At 28.5% G+C, this 17,429-nt stretch carries 18 protein-coding genes; 9 read left to right on the top strand and 9 right to left on the bottom strand.

All coding sequences use genetic code 11. From position 1 onward, the window contains the following. Positions 1 to 48: 48 nt before the first annotated feature. Positions 49 to 522, top strand: coding sequence for an ankyrin repeat domain-containing protein (locus BT151_RS15325; RefSeq protein ID WP_072403242.1), 474 nt, complete (start codon positions 49 to 51; stop codon positions 520 to 522). Positions 523 to 592: 70 nt separating this feature from the next. Here BT151_RS15325 and BT151_RS15320 read toward each other — a convergent pair whose 3' ends face one another. The 4 genes from BT151_RS15320 to nhaC form a co-directional block, all read right to left on the bottom strand. Further along, the gene (locus BT151_RS15320; protein ID WP_072403241.1) at positions 593 to 850 is read right to left on the bottom strand and encodes a DUF6952 family protein; all 258 of its coding nucleotides are present in this window, start codon (positions 848 to 850) and stop codon (positions 593 to 595) included. Continuing rightward, positions 831 to 1,145 (bottom strand): thioredoxin family protein, encoded by a 315-nt coding sequence (locus tag BT151_RS15315; RefSeq protein WP_072403240.1) that lies wholly within the window; start codon positions 1,143 to 1,145, stop codon positions 831 to 833. Before BT151_RS15315 ends, BT151_RS15320 begins: the two co-directional genes overlap by 20 nt. Positions 1,146 to 1,149: 4 nt before the next feature. Continuing rightward, positions 1,150 to 1,794 (bottom strand): peroxiredoxin, encoded by a 645-nt coding sequence (locus tag BT151_RS15310; RefSeq protein ID WP_072403239.1) that lies wholly within the window; start codon positions 1,792 to 1,794, stop codon positions 1,150 to 1,152. 136 nt (positions 1,795 to 1,930) lie between these two features. Continuing rightward, a complete protein-coding gene (gene nhaC, locus BT151_RS15305) occupies positions 1,931 to 3,397 on the bottom strand; it encodes a Na+/H+ antiporter NhaC (RefSeq protein ID WP_072403238.1) in 1,467 nt (488 codons plus the stop codon). A gap of 155 nt (positions 3,398 to 3,552) precedes the next feature. On the opposite strand from nhaC, the gene BT151_RS15300 reads away from it, so the two are divergent. Further along, entirely contained in the window at positions 3,553 to 3,990 is a 438-nt protein-coding gene (locus BT151_RS15300) for a hypothetical protein (protein ID WP_072403237.1), read from the top strand. A 44-nt stretch (positions 3,991 to 4,034) separates the two neighbouring features. After that, positions 4,035 to 5,057: a metal-dependent hydrolase gene (locus tag BT151_RS15295; protein WP_072403236.1), complete on the top strand. Its 1,023-nt coding sequence runs from the start codon at positions 4,035 to 4,037 to the stop codon at positions 5,055 to 5,057. Here the strand turns inward: BT151_RS15295 and BT151_RS15290 are convergent. Further along, positions 5,054 to 6,274 (bottom strand): aminotransferase class I/II-fold pyridoxal phosphate-dependent enzyme, encoded by a 1,221-nt coding sequence (locus tag BT151_RS15290; RefSeq protein WP_072403235.1) that lies wholly within the window; start codon positions 6,272 to 6,274, stop codon positions 5,054 to 5,056. The two genes, BT151_RS15295 and BT151_RS15290, sit on opposite strands and share 4 nt — an antisense overlap. A 158-nt stretch (positions 6,275 to 6,432) precedes the next feature. On the opposite strand from BT151_RS15290, the gene BT151_RS15285 reads away from it, so the two are divergent. The 6 genes from BT151_RS15285 to BT151_RS15250 all read left to right on the top strand — a co-directional run bounded on the left by BT151_RS15285 (position 6,433) and on the right by BT151_RS15250 (position 11,755). After that, positions 6,433 to 6,891, top strand: coding sequence for an Lrp/AsnC family transcriptional regulator (locus BT151_RS15285; RefSeq protein WP_072403234.1), 459 nt, complete (start codon positions 6,433 to 6,435; stop codon positions 6,889 to 6,891). Between the two features lie 2 nt (positions 6,892 to 6,893). Next, positions 6,894 to 7,520, top strand: a complete 627-nt coding sequence (locus BT151_RS15280) for a CPBP family intramembrane glutamic endopeptidase (RefSeq protein ID WP_072403233.1) — start codon at positions 6,894 to 6,896, stop codon at positions 7,518 to 7,520. Between the two features lie 76 nt (positions 7,521 to 7,596). Continuing rightward, positions 7,597 to 8,109 carry a hypothetical protein gene (locus BT151_RS15275; RefSeq protein WP_072403232.1) on the top strand — a complete coding sequence of 171 codons (513 nt, stop codon included), beginning with the start codon at positions 7,597 to 7,599 and terminating at the stop codon, positions 8,107 to 8,109. 5 nt (positions 8,110 to 8,114) lie between these two features. Continuing rightward, entirely contained in the window at positions 8,115 to 8,831 is a 717-nt protein-coding gene (locus BT151_RS15270; RefSeq protein ID WP_072403231.1) for a hypothetical protein, read from the top strand. 6 nt (positions 8,832 to 8,837) lie between these two features. Next, positions 8,838 to 9,557 (top strand): hypothetical protein, encoded by a 720-nt coding sequence (locus tag BT151_RS15265; protein ID WP_072403230.1) that lies wholly within the window; start codon positions 8,838 to 8,840, stop codon positions 9,555 to 9,557. A gap of 1,394 nt (positions 9,558 to 10,951) precedes the next feature. Further along, positions 10,952 to 11,755 (top strand): sensor histidine kinase, encoded by an 804-nt coding sequence (locus tag BT151_RS15250; RefSeq protein WP_072403227.1) that lies wholly within the window; start codon positions 10,952 to 10,954, stop codon positions 11,753 to 11,755. On the opposite strand, the gene BT151_RS15245 is transcribed toward BT151_RS15250, so the two are convergent. The 4 genes from BT151_RS15245 to BT151_RS15230 form a co-directional block, all read right to left on the bottom strand. After that, positions 11,752 to 13,131 carry an aldehyde dehydrogenase gene (locus BT151_RS15245; RefSeq protein ID WP_084647994.1) on the bottom strand — a complete coding sequence of 460 codons (1,380 nt, stop codon included), beginning with the start codon at positions 13,129 to 13,131 and terminating at the stop codon, positions 11,752 to 11,754. The two genes, BT151_RS15250 and BT151_RS15245, sit on opposite strands and share 4 nt — an antisense overlap. A gap of 23 nt (positions 13,132 to 13,154) precedes the next feature. Continuing rightward, positions 13,155 to 13,853 carry an RluA family pseudouridine synthase gene (locus tag BT151_RS15240; RefSeq protein ID WP_072403226.1) on the bottom strand — a complete coding sequence of 233 codons (699 nt, stop codon included), beginning with the start codon at positions 13,851 to 13,853 and terminating at the stop codon, positions 13,155 to 13,157. A 20-nt stretch (positions 13,854 to 13,873) separates the two neighbouring features. Continuing rightward, the gene (gene panB, locus BT151_RS15235) at positions 13,874 to 14,692 is read right to left on the bottom strand and encodes a 3-methyl-2-oxobutanoate hydroxymethyltransferase (RefSeq protein WP_072403225.1); all 819 of its coding nucleotides are present in this window, start codon (positions 14,690 to 14,692) and stop codon (positions 13,874 to 13,876) included. A 108-nt stretch (positions 14,693 to 14,800) separates the two neighbouring features. Beyond that, complete coding sequence (locus BT151_RS15230; RefSeq protein ID WP_084647993.1) at positions 14,801 to 17,275, bottom strand: glycoside hydrolase family 3 C-terminal domain-containing protein; 2,475 nt, start codon at positions 17,273 to 17,275, stop codon at positions 14,801 to 14,803. Positions 17,276 to 17,429 lie beyond the last annotated feature (154 nt).

The raw sequence follows: 17,429 nt of genomic DNA, 5'->3' as shown, positions 1-17,429 counted from the left end.
AGTGAGTGATTAAAACTCATTCCTTTTTTAATTTAAAAAAATATAAAAATGAAAGAGGTAGACGTTTTTTTTGAAGCTATTAGATCTGGTGATGAAGATAAATTATTGGGTTTGTTAAATTCTAATCCTGATTTGGTTAATGTAAAAGATGCACGAGGATTTACACCATTAATTTTTGCAACTTATTTTGATAATGAAGTAGCCACAAAAATACTTTTAGAACACAATGCCCCTGTTGATGTTAAAGATGCTTCAGGTAACACGGCTTTAATAGGTGTTTCTTTTAAAGGCAATGTAAATATTGCTAAAAAACTGATACAAAGTGGTGCAGATATTAATGCAAAGAACAATAATGGAACAACACCATTAATATTTTCTGCTACTTATGGTAAAGAAGCTATTGTTAGTTTATTGCTAGAACTTGGAGCAGATAAAACCATTAAGGATAATCATGGCAAAAGTGCATACGACTATGCGTTAGAAAAGAAATTTGAAAGTACAGCTACGTTACTTGATAATTAATAATTAAATATCATAAAGCAAAAAAGTCACTTCGTTTTGAAGTGACTTTTTTGTTATAAATATCAATTTGTTATTTGTCAATAGAACCTAGTACTCGAGACATAAACGTATTCAAAGCCTCTTTTTTTGTAGTTCCATCTTTTATCATTTTATTGACTTCTAATGCACCATACATATTAGAGATTAATTCTCCTATAACATCAAGTTCCTCATCTTTTAGTGAAGGAACTTCGGTAAGGCTCTCTAAAGTTTCAATAGTTTCAATTACAAAGTCTTCATCATTTTCTTCAATGAATTGAGATAAATGTTTAATTACTGGTAACTTCATTAACTAAATCTTTTAAAACGTCAAACTTGTTAGTTTGTACTTGATTAACAAATTCTCCTTTTTTAAATATTGCAAAAGTTGGTAAATTATCAACTGTTGCTAACTTTCTAGATTCAGGAAATTTTTCAGCATCAGCAATAATGAATGTTATATTTTCATTTTCTGTTGCTAATTTCTTAAATTTAGGTTTCATGATTCGGCAATTCCCACACCAAGTTGCAGAATATTGAACCACTACAGTTTCATTATCTGAAACAAATTGTGTTAAATTATCTTGTTCTAATTCTTGAACCATAAGTTTAGTTTAATTGTGATTTTAAATACTCAGCAGTACCTTTTGCATTAGCTTGCATTGCTTGTTTTCCTTCTTCCCAGTTTGCAGGACAAACTTCTCCTTTTTCTTGAACGTGAGTTAAAGCATCTATTATTCTTAAATATTCATTTACATTTCTTCCTAAAGGCATATTGTTAACACCTTCATGTTGAATTGTACCTTCTTCATCAATAATATATGTTGCTCTGTAAGTTACATTATCACCATCTACAGTTACAACACCAGTTTCTTCATTGTATGTTTCGTTTGTAATATCTAAAATACCTAAGGTAGAAGCTAAGTTTCTATTAGAATCTGCTAAAATAGGATAAGTTACCCCTTCAATACCACCATTATCTTTAGCAGTACTTAACCATGCAAAATGAACTTCTGCAGTATCACATGATGCTCCAATAACAATTGTATTTCTTTTTTCGAATTCACCTAAAGCTGCTTGAAAAGCATGTAATTCTGTTGGGCAAACAAAAGTAAAATCTTTTGGATACCAAAATAGGACAACTTTTTTATTGTTATTTACTGCTTCTTCTAGAACGTTGAGTTTAAAAGTATCACCCATTTCGTTCATTGCATTAACGTTTAAATTTGGAAATTTTTTTCCTACTAAAGCCATGTGTATTGTTTTATTGTTATTAATAATTTCCGGCAAAAATACACACACAGGAATAATACCCCCTTTATTTAAATTTAAAATCTATATAGAATTATAGATTTTAATTATAGTATAGGCTTAATGTAATTAGTATTAGTTATTTAGTAGAAATTTCTTTTATTTTAATTTTTAGTGCAGCAAATAAAAGTGTTGTAAATGGACTTAGCCAATTAAATATAGCGTAAACAAAATATTCGCTAACGCCAACACCTAAAACACCAGATTGATATGCACCACAAGTATTCCAAGGAATTAAAACAGACGTTACTGTACCCGAATCTTCAAGCGTTCTACTTAAATTTTCTGGAGCCAAACCTCTATCATCAAATGCTTTTTTAAACATTTTTCCAGGAATTACGATGGCTAAATATTGATCGGATGCGATGGCATTTAATCCTAAACAACTAATTACAGTACTAGCAAATAACCCGAAAATAGAAGTAGCCACAGATAACAATACTTTTGTTATTCTTGCTAAAGCCCCAATGCCATCCATAACACCACCAAAAATCATAGCACAAATAATAAGGTAAATTGTCCAAAGCATACCATTCATTCCACCAGCAGAAAATAATTCATTCAGCTTTTCATTATCAGTTACAATTTGAGTGTCTGTAAATATTGAAGTTATAATTGAACTTAGTTTTGAATCCCCTAAATTCATTAGTACTTCTGATTGGAAAATAAAAGCAAAAACAACTGCTGCAAGAACACCTGTTCCTAATGCAATTAATGGTTTTGTTTTCATTAAAATTAAAGCGATAACAGCTAATGGCACTATAAATAACCAAGGTGTTATGTTAAATGTCGTATTAATGGTTTCTAATAAACTACTAACATCTGCAGTACCAGAGGTTTCAATAGTTGCACTTAAAATAGCGAAAGCAATAAGTGTTATCAAAATTGTAGGCACAGTTGTTATAGTCATATAACGTATATGTGTAAATAAATCGGTACCAGCAATAGCAGGAGCAAGGTTTGTTGTGTCACTTAAAGGAGACATTTTATCACCAAAATAAGCACCAGATATTACAGCACCAGCAATCATACCAGGACTAATTCCTAAAGCAGTACCTATACCAATTAATGCAATTCCAACAGTTGCCGAAGTTGTCCAAGAACTTCCTGTGGCTATGGATATAATGGCGCAAATAATAACACAGGCAGGTAAAAATATACTAGGACTTAATACTTGTAAACCATAATAAACCATAGCAGGAATAACACCGCTAACTAACCATGTTCCTGCTAATGCACCAACTAAGAGCAAAATTAGAACAGGTACAAAAATGCTTTTTAAGTTTTCCCAAATTTCAATAAGCATTCTATTTAAAGTCACTTTGTTATAAAACCCAACAATAGCTGCAACAACAGCACCTATTAATAAAATTATTTGATTTGAATATCCGCCAAACATTTCTCCATCAGCAAAAAAGATGTTATAAGCTAATAATCCCATTAAAATAATTACAGGAATAAGAGCTTCCCATATATTTAATTCTGTGTTTTCAATAATATTTTGTTTATCGGCTTTAAACTCAGAGATATTGTTTTCTTCTTGCATCAGGAAAATTTTAGTTTCGTAATGTTACGATAAACTTATTTTTTTTACAAATAATAAGAGTAACAATCACTTTTAACTAAAAAAAATGTGACTTATTCATGACATGTTGTGTCTAAATATTGAAATTGAAAAGTATATTATTTTAATCATTACTAATGTCACATATCTATTTGTTTTTTTTCGCAAACAACCTATTTTTATTTAGCTATTATATTTACTCTATAGGGGTTAGTAAATTTGAATTTCTTTTTATTCAAACCTCAAAATTATTTTCAAACGATATTTTTAAAGTTGATAACAAACTTTCTGTTATAAATGATTGTAAATCTTTTACTTTCTTTAAGAAAAATAGAAAAAGACTAGATTATGAGAAAAGATTAAAACTTAAAAAATATTATCAGCAATTAAATAGGTATTTAAAAACTCTAGATTATTTATCTTATGTAGAAATTAATTCAGGATTTAAGAATAATATAGAACAACAGTTGGCAGAAATTTTAAACTTAAAAGCGAAAGTACAACAAGATATTATAGATATTACATCCAAAATAAATCAATATAAATTAAAGCATAAAATAATAGCTAACACTTAGTTTAGTTACAATCTTTCATTTTAGTTGTATTTTCGCATGCTATTATGGATTCACTTACTCAAATTATACTAGGTGCAGCTTGTGGAGAAGCTGTTTTAGGAAAAAAAATTGGCAATAAAGCATTACTGTTTGGTGCTATTGGAGGTACAATTCCAGATTTAGATGTTTACGTTGGTAATATTCTTTATGGAAATCATATTGATGCCATGTTATTTCATAGAGGGTTTATGCATTCCATATTATTTTCTGTTTTAGGAGCATTTATACTTGGTTGGTTAGTGCATAAATTATACAATTCTGGTAGTCGGTTAAATACAACCACTCAAAAAAATTGGATATGGTTATGGTTTATATCGTTATTTACACATCCCATTTTAGACTGTTTTACACCTTACGGAACACAATTATTTACACCCTTTAGTAATTACAGGGTGGCTTTTAATAACATTGCAGTTGTAGATCCTATATATACATTGCCGTTTTTAATTTGTATGGTTGTTTTAATGTTTTTTAATAGAACTTCTAATAAAAGACGATTGTGGTTGAAATTGGGGTTAAGTATAAGTTCTATTTACATGTTATTTACGTTAGGAAATAAGTTATATATAGATTCATTATTTAGAAAATCTTTAAACGAAAGAGAGATTCATTCAATACGATTTAGTACACAACCATATATTTTTAATAATATTTTGTGGTATGGAATAGCTGAAACTGATACGTCTTATTTTGTTGCTAATTATTCTTTGTTTGATACAAAAAAGAGATTTTTGAATTTTAAAACTATTCCAAAACAACGCGATTTAAAGTCTTCAGAATTTGATGATATTAAAAGTTTAGCTTGGTTTAGTAATCAATATTATAGTGTTTATAAAATTGATGAAAATGAATACCAATATAACGATTTGCGTTATCCACTTTTAGATGAAAATAATCCAAATACGTCTATTTTTAGTTTACTGCTATATAAAGATGAAAACAGACTCAATATGAAACCTTTTGAACCTAAATTTGATAGTTTAAGTGAAATTATGGTTTCATTATGGACTCGTATTAAAGGAGTTTAACAGATTCTTAATTTTGAATCCAAAATATTTAATTCCTCCATACATTTACGCATCATTTTGTAAGTGCGTTCAATATCTGCATCCAAACCAATTGAGAAGCGAATTAAACCATCACTTAAGCCCATTTCCTTTTGTTCTTTTTCAGGGATTTCTGATGATGTTGAGCTTCCTGGTGCAGAAAATAAGGTTTTGTAAAACCCTAAACTTACTGCCAAATACCCTAGGTTTTTATTCTGCATGAGTTCCATAAGTTCATTGGCTTTCTCTAAAGAGCCTACATCAATGGTTAGCATACCACCAAAACCGTATTGAGAGTTCATCATGCTTTTAAACAACTCGTGTGATGGGTGTGAAGCTAAACCAGGATATACTGTTCTGAGTCCGTCAGATTCAAATTTTTCAGCCAAAAATAATGCGTTTTTGCTGTGTTGTTGGATTCTAATATGTAATGTTCTTAAGTTTTTTAAAATTGATGAAGCTCTTAAGCTATCCATAGTAGAACCTAATAACATAGATGCACCATCATTTACATTTCGTAAGTCGTTTATAAACTCTTGAGTGCCACAAACAACGCCGCCAACAGTATCACTAGAACCATTTATAAATTTGGTTAAACTATGTATTACAACATCTGCACCTAAAACAGCAGGTGAAATTGATAAGGGGGAAAATGTATTATCTACAACTAATTTTAAATTATGTCTTTTTGCAATTTCAGCTAAACCTTTAATATCAGCAACTTCTAAAAGCGGATTACTAACCGATTCACAATATAAAACCTTAGTGTTTTTTGTAATAGCTGCTTCAACAATTTCTAAATTTGTAATATCTACAAATGATGTTTGAATATTAAAACGTGGTGTAAAATTTTTTAAGAAAGCATAAGTGCCACCATAAATAGTTCGACTAGAAACAATATGGTCTCCAGAGCCACATAATTGCAACAATACAGGTGTAATAGCTCCCATGCCAGATGCTGAGACATTAGCAGTTTCTGTACCTTCCATAGCGGCTAAGGCTTCACCTAAGTATAAATTAGAAGGCGAGGAGTGGCGTGAGTATAAATAACAACCATCTGCATTTCCCTCAAAAGTATCAAACATAGTTTTTGCTGATAAAAAAGTATAAGTAGAGGAATCTGATATTGAAGGATTAACACCTCCAAATTCTCCAAAGTACTGTAAATCTTGTATGTTGTTTACGGGTTTAAAAGCCATAGTTGTTGTGTTTATTTAAGATCAAATTTCTATTAAATTAGAGTAAAAAACAATGTATAATAGTATTTGTAGAAAATAAAACTATATAATTTTATTATTTTAGATATATTTACTTTAATTATGATGAAATTACTTGTTTTCATGAAAAATTTTCAATTATGATATTTGATACCATCGATAAAAAATTATTAGAGTATTTACAGGAAGATAGTAAACAGACAAATAAAGAGCTTTCTAATAAATTAGATTTATCTGTTACAGCTGTTTACGAACGTATTAAAAAACTAGAAAAAGAAGGATTCATAAATAAATATATAGCTTTATTAAATAAAGAGCGAATTGATAAAAATTTTGTTGTGTTTTGTCATATAAAATTGGTGCAACACTCTCAAGATTTTGTAATTAAATTTGAAAAAGAAGTGGCTAATTTAAATGAGGTTTTAGAGTGCTATCATATTAGTGGTGATTACGATTATTTACTAAAAGTTTTAGTTAAAGATATGGCGGCTTTTAGAGAATTCATGGTTGATAAATTAACTACCATTAACCATATTGGCAGTACGCATAGCATGTTTGTTATTAATGAAGTGAAGCATTCTACTAAAATAAGTCTTTGAATATGAATTCCTTTTTATATAAGAGCTGTGAGTTTTTAATCATTTTTGTTCTGTTTCCATTAAGTTTAGCATTGAATTACTCTCCTTGGATAAAACTAGTCATAGGTTTTATGGGGTTCTTTTATGTTATTTATGTGTTATTAAGAGTTGAAAAAGAAAAACTAAAAATTGCACCAAATTTAAAATGGAATCTGTTTTGGAAAGAAACGTTTATCAAACTATTTGTAATAGGTTTAATTACAAGTTTTTTTGTTAATCTAACTAATAAAGAAGCACTTTTTAACGTGTTATTAAACAAGCCTAAATTGTGGTTTTTTATATTATTTATATATAGTTTGTTTTCAGTATATCCGCAAGAGTTAATTTATAGGACCTTTTTCTTTAAACGCTATAAAAACGTTTTTAAAAACACTAATTTTTTAATTTTTATAAACGCAATTGTATTTTGTTTAGCTCACATATTTTTTAAGAATTTACTGGTGATTATATTAACCTTTTTAGGAGGAATACTATTTGCTATAACTTATAATAAAACACAATCTACATTATTGGTTTCAATAGAACATGCCATATATGGCTGTTGGTTATTTACTGTTGGTATGGGAGATATGTTAGGGTTTCCAACTTAAAGTTTTATATAAAACCTTACAGTATTAAATCTTTTTACTACTTTTAAGCAGCTATTATTAATCAAATACTTCAAACATGAAAAAACTTATTTACATTATTTTAGGATTTATTATTGGAGCGGCACTAACGTATTATTTTTGCCCAAGAGAAAAGATTGACATGTGTGAAATTTTAGTAAAAGTTCCAAAAGATACTATAACAGTTGTCGAAGCCACTAAATTAAGCGATAATTGGGCAAAATATAACAAAACAGACATAGATTCTCTTATTGATGTTGAAGGACCTAGAAAAAAAACGAGATCTGTTCTTTGGTCTCTAGACGAGGTTAATGAGTATTTGGTTTATGCTAAAGCCCAATCAGATTCTTTAGGTTACACAATGTCTGGAGTTCGTGTCTATTTAGGTAATTATGGTAAAAATGCAACACCACCTAGAAAGAATAGAAATACTATGTTTATTGTGCCTACCGGTAATAAAAAAACATCAAAGGCAAGTAGCGTGAATTTGTTTTTACAAACTCCTCCTTATAATATCCCAGTACCTCCTTTAAATAGAGGAACAGGAGGAGATGGTGGCTATCCAGAATAATTTTAATGAATGAATTTTTATTAGAATATAAAAACACTATTACTTTTAGTGTTGAAGTTATGGCAGCTGTTACAGGTTTATTTTTTTATAAAAAGTATAAACTCACGGCTGCCAAATATTTTATATGGTTTTTAATATATCTTTCTGTATGTGATTTTTTAGGAAGTTATGTTAAATATATAAATAAGGATGATTTTTTAAGTTTTTTAAAAGGAACAATATTTGTTAGAAACTTTTGGTGGACAACTGCATATTGGGAAATTGGTGCCGTTTTATTTTTTGCATTTTATTATAGTCAAATTTTGAAAACCAAAGTATTTAAAACTATAATTACTTATTGTGCTTTAATATTTTTAGTTTTTTCTATCTTATATATTATTTTTCATTGGGATGATTATTTTACTCGTTTTTTTCCTATAATAAGTATACTTGGAGCTGTAATTATTTTTTTAAGCACCATATTTTATTTTATTGAAACTTTATTAAGCAACAAAATATTAACCTTTTATAAATCAATTAATTTTTATATTAGTGTAGCTATTTTTATATGGTGGCTTATTTTAACACCTCTAGTGTTTTACGATATTTATAATTCTTATAATGATTGGAATTTTATATTCTTAAAATGGCAGATTTACTTATTTGCCAACGTTATTATGTATACAACCTTTACGTTTGCATTAATAAGTTGCAAACCAGAAAAAGATAATGTTTTAAACTAACTATTTTTGGAAGAATTTCTAATAAAAAACTATACAATAATAACACATAGTGTTGAAATATTGTCGGCCCTAACAGGTTTGTTACTTTATAGAAAATACAAACTTATAGCTGCTAAATTTTTTATATGGTTTCTAGTTTACCTTTCCCTTTGTGATTTTATTGGAGGTTATGTTAATTATATTGCTGATAATGATATTTTTAGTTACCTAAAAGATACTGTTTTTAGTAGAAATTTTTGGTGGACAACTCTATATTGGAAAATTGGAGCTATTTTGTTTTTTGTTTTTTATTATAATAAAATTTTAAAAACTGAGGTATTTAAAATCGTTATAAAATATTGCTGTTATTTATTTTTAGTGTTTTCTATTATTTATATTATTTTTAATTGGAACGATTATTTTATTCGCTTTTTTCCAATAATAAGTGTTTTAGGTGCAATAATTATATTCATATGTACTGTCTTTTATTTTGTTGAAATGTTACAAAGTGATAGAACCTTAACTTTTTATAAATCCATTGACTTTTATATTAGTGTAGCTATTTTTATATGGTGGCTTATTATTACACCTATTGTATTTTACGATATTTATGGTGAGTATAGAGATATTAATTATATTCATTTAAGAAGATATATTTATTTATCTGCTAATGTAATCATGTATTTAACCTTTACATTTGCTTTAATATTTTGTAAGCCAGATAATGAAATTAATATGATTAATTAGTGGAGGAGTTTTTAACGAAGAATTTTAATTTTATAACTTACGGATTTGAATTATTAGCTGCATTAGCAGGAATATTTTATTATAAGAAATTTAAAAACACCACAACAGAATACTTCATTTATTTTTTAATTTATATTTTTTTTGTAGAGTTCATTGGAACTTCGTTGCTTTATTTTGCAACATCTCCTCCAATTAAACTAATTAGAAGTATTGGGATTCGTTCAATAAACTGGTATAACCTATTTTGGTTTTTTGGAAGTATTTTATTTGTGCTATTTTATTTTCATTCATTAATAAAAATAAAACTATTTAAGGTTATTATTAAAATTGTAGCTGCATTGTTTTCGCTTATTATGCTAGGACATTTTACATTGCACTTTGAAATTTTCATGAATTCTCATCCAAAAATTTATCAATTCCTGGGTCTTTTAGCTACTTTTATTTGTATCTCTTTGTACTTTATAGAATTTTTAAAAAGCGATTCAATCTTGTACATATTTAAAACATTTGGCTTTTATGCAAGCCTTGGTCTTTTTATATGGTGGTTAATAATCACTCCAATAATATTTTTTGACCATTATAACACAATATCAGATTGGTCATTTGTGAATTTAAAAAGGCAAATTTTTTTATTTGCTAATATATTTATGTACTTAACCTTTACATTTGCTTTAATATATTGTAAACCAGAAAATGACAAGGATTTAGACTAATTTGAACGACTTTCTTATAAAATATTATAGTTTATTAACCCATTCTGTAGAGATATTATCTGCAGTAACTGGAGTAATACTATATAAAAAGTATAAACATACCCCAGCTAAATATTTTATATACTTTTTAATTTATATTGGCATTTGTGATTTTTTAGGAATCTATACATATTATATAAAAAATAACGGATTTTTAAGTTTTTTGGAAGGCACTCCATTTGAGAGAAATTATTGGTGGTCTGGCTTATATTGGAAGGTTGGAGCAGTTGTGTTTTTTGCTTTTTATTATAATAAAATTTTACAAAACACTAAATTTAAAAGTATTATTGAGTATACTGCCTATACTTTTTTACTATTTTCAATTTGTTACATTATTATAAATTTTGATGCTTTTTTTATTAGCTCATTGCGCGTATTAAATATTTTTGGAGCATTAATCATATTTTTGTGTACATTTCTCTATTTTACAGAAATATTATTGAGCGATAGAATTTTAAAAGTTTTTAAATCATTAAACTTTTATATCAGTGTAACTATATTTATTTGGTGGCTAGTTATTACACCATTAGTGTTTTTTGAAATTTATAATTCAACCTCTGATTGGAATTTTGTTTTTTTGAAATGGCAAATATTCTTATTTCTTAATATATTTATGTACATAACTTTTACATTTGCCTTAATATGCTGCAAACCTCAGAACGATTAGCTAGTACAGCTTCAGAACGCTATTTATTAGTATATATGATAATGGTTTTAATTATCATTACTTCCTTAGTTATTGTGTTTTTTGTTGTTTTTCAAAAACGTAAAAACAAATTATTACTAGATAGAATTAAACAACAACAAGCTTTTGAAGAAGAAATTGCTCAAGCACAAACAGAAACCCAAGAGCAAACTTTAAAGAATATTGGTTGGGAGTTACACGATAATATTGGTCAATTACTTTCCTTTGCAAGTATGCAACTAAGTATTTTGAAAATGCAAGTAGCAGACGATGTTAAAGATAAATTTAAAGATACTTCTGATGCTCTTAAAGATAGTTTAGCCGAAGTACGACAACTTTCTAAAACATTAAATAATGAAGTGGTTTTAAATATAGGTTTTGAAAAATCTATAACAAATGAATTGAATCGTTTAAAAAAGATGAAATTCACTTCTGCAGAACTTAAAATTATAGGCGATAAGATAGATTTTGTAAATAGAAAACATGAAATTATAATTTTTAGAATTCTTCAAGAATTTTTATCAAATTCTGTAAAATATTCTGAGGCAAAAAACTTAAATATTACTTTAAATTATCAACCAAAGAATTTAATTATTACAGCAACAGATGATGGTAAAGGATTCGATATTGATACTGTTGAAAAAGGTTCAGGCTTAATAAATATGAAAAGTAGAGCAGCACTTGTAAATGCAAAGCTAGATTTAACATCAAAACCAAATGAAGGCGTTAAACTAGTAATTGACTATCCTTTTGATATTTAAGAAAAGAAATTAAATAACTTTTTTATAAAGTTGAATTGTTGTTTATATGGTGCATATCGTAATGATGGATCCAACCAGTTACCTCGCTTTATAATTGATTTATTGTGTGTAAATGTATCAAAGCCATATTTACCATGATAATTCCCCATGCCACTAGCACCAACACCTCCAAAAGGAAGTTTGTTATTACCAAAGTGTATTAATGAATCATTTATTACACCACCTCCAAAACTATATTTAGTTATTATATGCTTTATAAATGTTTTTCTATTTGAAAACACATAAAGAGACAGTGGCTTATCATAATTCCAAATAATAGATTCTATATCGTTTTCATTTTTATATGAAAGAATTGGTAAAATAGGTCCGAATATTTCATCTTGCATAATGTTGCTATCTAAACTCGGGTTATCAATTAAAGTAGGAGAGATGTAACATTTATTTTCATCAATTTCACCACCAAAAATAATATTACAATCATGCAACATTGATTTCAATCTTAAAACATTTTTTTGATTTATAATTCGTGGAAAATCTTGTGATTCTTTTGGATTTACACCATACCTATTTACTATTTCATTCTTTAAATGTTTTATAAATTCATCTTTAACTTTCGAATAAATAATAACATAATCTGGAGCAATACATGTTTGTCCTCCGTTAAAAAATTTCCCCCAACTTATTCGTTTAGCAACTAATTTTAAATTTGTAGAATCATCAATAATACAAGGCGATTTTCCGCCCAATTCTAAAGTTACAGGCGTTAAATGTTTAGCAGCAGCTTTAGCTACAATTTTACCAACAGAAACGCTACCCGTAAAAAATATAAAATCCCATTTTTGAGCTAATAATTCTGTAGAAGTTTCAATACCTCCTTCAACAGAAGCAACGACATTTTTAGGAAAAACATTTTGAATAATTTCAGAAATTAACTTGGATGTATTTATAGTTAATTCGCTAGGTTTTAAAACGACAGTATTTCCAGAAGCAAGAGCCATTATTAATGGATTTACAGCTAATAAAAAAGGGTAGTTCCAAGGTGCAATAACTAGAATGTTTCCGTAAGGTTCTTTATAAATATAGTCTTTAGAAGGGAATGTTAAAAGTGATGATTTTACCCGTTCTCGTCTAGACCATTTATTTGCATTTTTAATAGCTAAATTCAGTTCAGAAATCACTAAGCCATACTCACTAACAAAAGATTCAAATTCTGGTTTATTAAAATCTTTTTTTAAAGCATTATAAATATCTTGCTCTTTTGATTGAATTTCTTTTTTTAAAGCTTTTAAAAATGTAAGTCTATAGGAAATAGACTTTGTTTTTTGAGATTTAAAAAGCACTTTTTGTGCAGATAATATTTCTGGTATTGTATTCAATTGTTTTCTTTAAATATAATCATTTAAGATGAACAAGCATCCCAAATAGGATCATTTGGTAACGGCGCTGTGATATTTATAGGCTCGTTTTTTACAGGATGAATAAATTCAATATGTCTGGCATGTAAATGTATACTTGCATGCTTATTACTTCTATCAAAACCGTATTTTAAATCACCTTTTATTGGGCTACCAATATTTGATAATTGTGAGCGAATTTGGTGATGTCTACCCGTTTCTAAGTTGATTTCTAGTAAGTAATAATTATCTAATTTTTTTAATATTTTATAATGAAGAATAGCTTTTTTACTATCAGTGACTTCTTTTGAATGGCTGTATGATTTGTTGTTTTTCGGATTCTTTTTTAACCAATTAATTAGAGTTTCCTGCATTTTTGGTGGTTCATTTTTCACAATAGCCCAATACGTTTTATTTATATCTTTTGATAGAAATAATTTGTTAAGCCTAGGAAGTACTTTACTGGTTTTAGCAAAAATAACAAGCCCTGTGGTTGGTCTATCTAATCTATGAACAGTGCCTAAATAAACATTTCCTGGTTTGTTGTATTTAACCTTTATATATTCTTTTACAACATCGCTTAAAGGTTTGTCTCCTGTTTTGTCACCTTGTACAATATCGCCTGCGCGTTTATTTACAATAATAATGTGGTTGTCCTCAAATAGAACTTGTAAATTGGATTTATTGGAAAGGATTTTAGACATATTAGTTTTTCTAATAGTCGTTAATATTTCTCACTTTCATTTGGGAAATCAACACTTTTTACATCTTCAACATATTGCGAAATAGCAGTTGTCATCTCTTCATATAAATTCATATAACGACGTAAAAAACGAGGGTTAAATTCGTGTGTCATTCCTAACATATCATGTAAAACTAGTACTTGCCCATCAACATCTGGTCCTGCACCAATTCCTATAATTGGAATGCTAACACTCTCTGCAACTTGTTTAGCCAATTTAGCAGGTATTTTTTCAAGTACAATTCCAAAACACCCAATACGTTCTAGCATTTTAGCATCTTCAATTAAATCGGCAGCTTCTTTTTCTTCTTTTGCACGAACAGTGTATGTACCAAATTTATATATAGATTGCGGTGTTAAACCTAAGTGTCCCATAACAGGGATTCCAGCATTTAAAATACGTTTTATAGACTCTTTTATTTCGCGACCACCTTCCATTTTAACGGAATGTGCACCACTTTCTTTCATGATACGAATAGCAGAACGCAACGCTTCTTTTGGATCACTTTGGTAACTTCCAAAAGGTAAATCTACAACTACCAAACATCTGTCAATAGCTCTAATTACAGAAGACGCATGATATATCATTTGGTCTAATGTAATAGGCAATGTCGTTTCATGTCCTGCCATAACATTACTTGCAGAATCACCAACAAGAATGACATCAATACCTGCGCCATCAACAATTTTCGCCATAGTATAATCATAGGCAGTAAGCATAGATATTTTTTCACCATTAGCCTTCATATCAACTAATGTTTTTACGGTAATGCGTTTGTATTCTTTTTTAGCTACAGACATGTTTTTGCTTTTTTTATAGAATGTAAAAGTAGTAAAACTAATTGTTTTGAAATAAAAAAATGGATTCGAAGAAAGTCGAATCCATTTTAAATAAATTAGTTTAAAAAACTAATGTTTCAAATCAGTAAATTGCAAATCTAGTGCTAGTGTAGGATTTGTTTTTTCTACAATAAGTTCATTTTCTATTGAGAATTGAGCTTTTTGTTTAATATTCAAAGAGGATGTACCAACTAATACTTTATATGTTCCTGCATCAACTATCCAAGCATTCTTGTTTGGAATAAAAGACGCTAAATCTTTTGTATTTAGAGTTAAAGTAATTGTTTGACTTTCTCCTGGTTGTAATAAATTGGTTTTACCAAAAGCTTTTAATTCTTCTCTTGGTTTATCTATTGATTTTTCAGGTGCAGAAAGATATAATTCAGCAACTTCTTTACCAGCAGTTTTACCAGTATTTGTTATGGTTACAGATATACTTATTTTATCAGTAAATGTTTTAGAACTTAATGTAAGATTAGAATAATCAAATGATGTATATGATAAACCGTAACCAAACTCATAAGATGGTTTTACATTAAAAGTATTAAAATAACGATAGCCAACATAAATACCTTCTTCATAAGTCACGCTTGTTGGGTTTTCAGCGGGAGCTCCAATCCAGTTTTTAGTAGCTGCTGCATCTTCATAGTTTACAGGAAATGTCATAGTTAATTTTCCAGAAGGATTTACTTTTCCTGTAATTACATCTGCAACAGAATTCCCACCTTCTTGTCCGGGTTGCCAAGGTAATAGAATAGCATCTACTTTATCTTTCCAACTAGCTGTTTCAATAACACCTCCAATATTTAAAATAACTACTACTTTTTTTCCTTTAGCATGAAAGGCTTCTGAAACATTATTTATTAAATTAATTTCATCTTTTGCCAAATTAAAATCATTTGTTATTTCTCTGTCTCCAGATTCACCTGCATTTCTTCCAATAGTAATTAGAGCTATTTCAGATGAATTTGCTTTATTTTGAATAGTTGATTTATCTAATTCTAGTTCAGGAATTCTTTTTGGTACCGCTAATAATCCGCCTTCTTTTTCTCTACGTGCCATTTCTTTTATGTTTTGCTCTTTAACATAAGGCAAGTATTTGCTTTCTAATTCTTTATCTATAGAAAACCCGGCATTAGTAAGGCCTTCAATTAATGAAACAGTATAAGCTTCATTTACATCGCCACTTCCTGTTCCACCAGCTATAAAGTTATAAGTTGTATTTCCAAATACTGCTAATGAAGATGATTTTGAATTAAATGGCAATGTATTATTATCATTTTTTAGTAAAATGGTTGCTTCGGCGGCAACTTGTCTTGTAACCTCTGCGTGTTCTTTTAAGTTAGGCTTGTTAGAATATTTGTAATTATTCATTGCAGGTGATTTTAACACTAATTCTAAAATTCTTTTTAGATTAGTATCAATAGCTTCATTTGTTAAATTACCATTCTTAATATTTTTTATAATACTTTCTTTTTGCTTAGTAAGACCTGGCATTAATAAATCATTTCCAGCAGTAAGTTGTTTAGTGACATCACTTACTTCATTTTTTAAAATATTTGGATTAAAGCCAGAATTATTATATCCACCAAACCAATCTGTCATTACTAAACCTTTAAAGCCCCATTCATCTCGAAGAATTGTAGTTAATAAGTCTTTACTAGAAGAAGTATAAGTTCCATTTACAAAATTGTAAGATGACATTATTGTCCAAGGTTGCGCATTTTTTACAGTTATTTCGAAACCACGTAAATAGATTTCTCTCATGGCTCTTTCGCTTACGTGAGCATTTATACCCATGCGATTTCTTTCTTGGTTATTGGCAACAAAGTGTTTAACAGATGTTCCCACACCATTAGATTGTATGCCATTTATTATTGCAGCTGCAATTTTACCAGATAGCATTGGGTCTTCAGAATAGTATTCAAAATTTCTTCCGCATAAAGGGTTTCTATGAATATTCATTCCTGGTCCTAATAAAACATCAACGCCATATTCTTTTACTTCATTCCCAATGGCTTTACCAACATTATTAATTAGTTTCTCATTCCAAGTTGATGCTAATGCAGTTCCAACAGGAAAAGCAGTTGCATAATAAGTGATAGTATCATTATCTCTCTCTGGGTTTATTCTTAATCCTGCGGGTCCATCAGCAACAATAACAGATGGTATTCCTAATCTTTTTATTTTATGAGTTCCTCCAGCAGCACCAGGCACTTTTCCTAAATCGGCACCAGCCATAAATTGCATAGTCTCCCAATCAAAACCAGGCATTCCTATGCCTATTAATAAACTTGCTTTTTCCTCATCATTTAATTTGTCAATTAAGTCTTTTACACGCTCTTCAATTGTTAAACGAGAATCTTCATATAGATCTAATTCTCCATTCTTATTCAAGTCTTTAAATCTATACTCATTTAAGGTGATTAATTGATTGTCTTCTTTTTCATAATCTTTTTGATTGTTTTTACAGGAAACTCCTGAAATAATTAAAATTGATAGAAGTGATGCTTTCATCAAATGATTTAGACTTTTGATTTTCATGGTTTATTTAGTTTAATAGTTATTGCTTCATTATGAAGCAATATTAATTTATATTTTTTATATTTCCAAAGAAAAGTGGAATTTAGATGCTAGTTATCTGTTTCATTAAGTGAAAGTTGAATTCAAATTATTAGCTTTGCTTAGAATTATATTT

Source organism: Flaviramulus basaltis (assembly GCF_900114265.1).
GTDB classification, from domain to species: Bacteria; Bacteroidota; Bacteroidia; order Flavobacteriales; family Flavobacteriaceae; genus Flaviramulus; species Flaviramulus basaltis.
The sequence above is the reverse complement of the archived record's forward strand: the minus strand, read 5'-3'. Positions and strand labels throughout refer to the sequence as shown.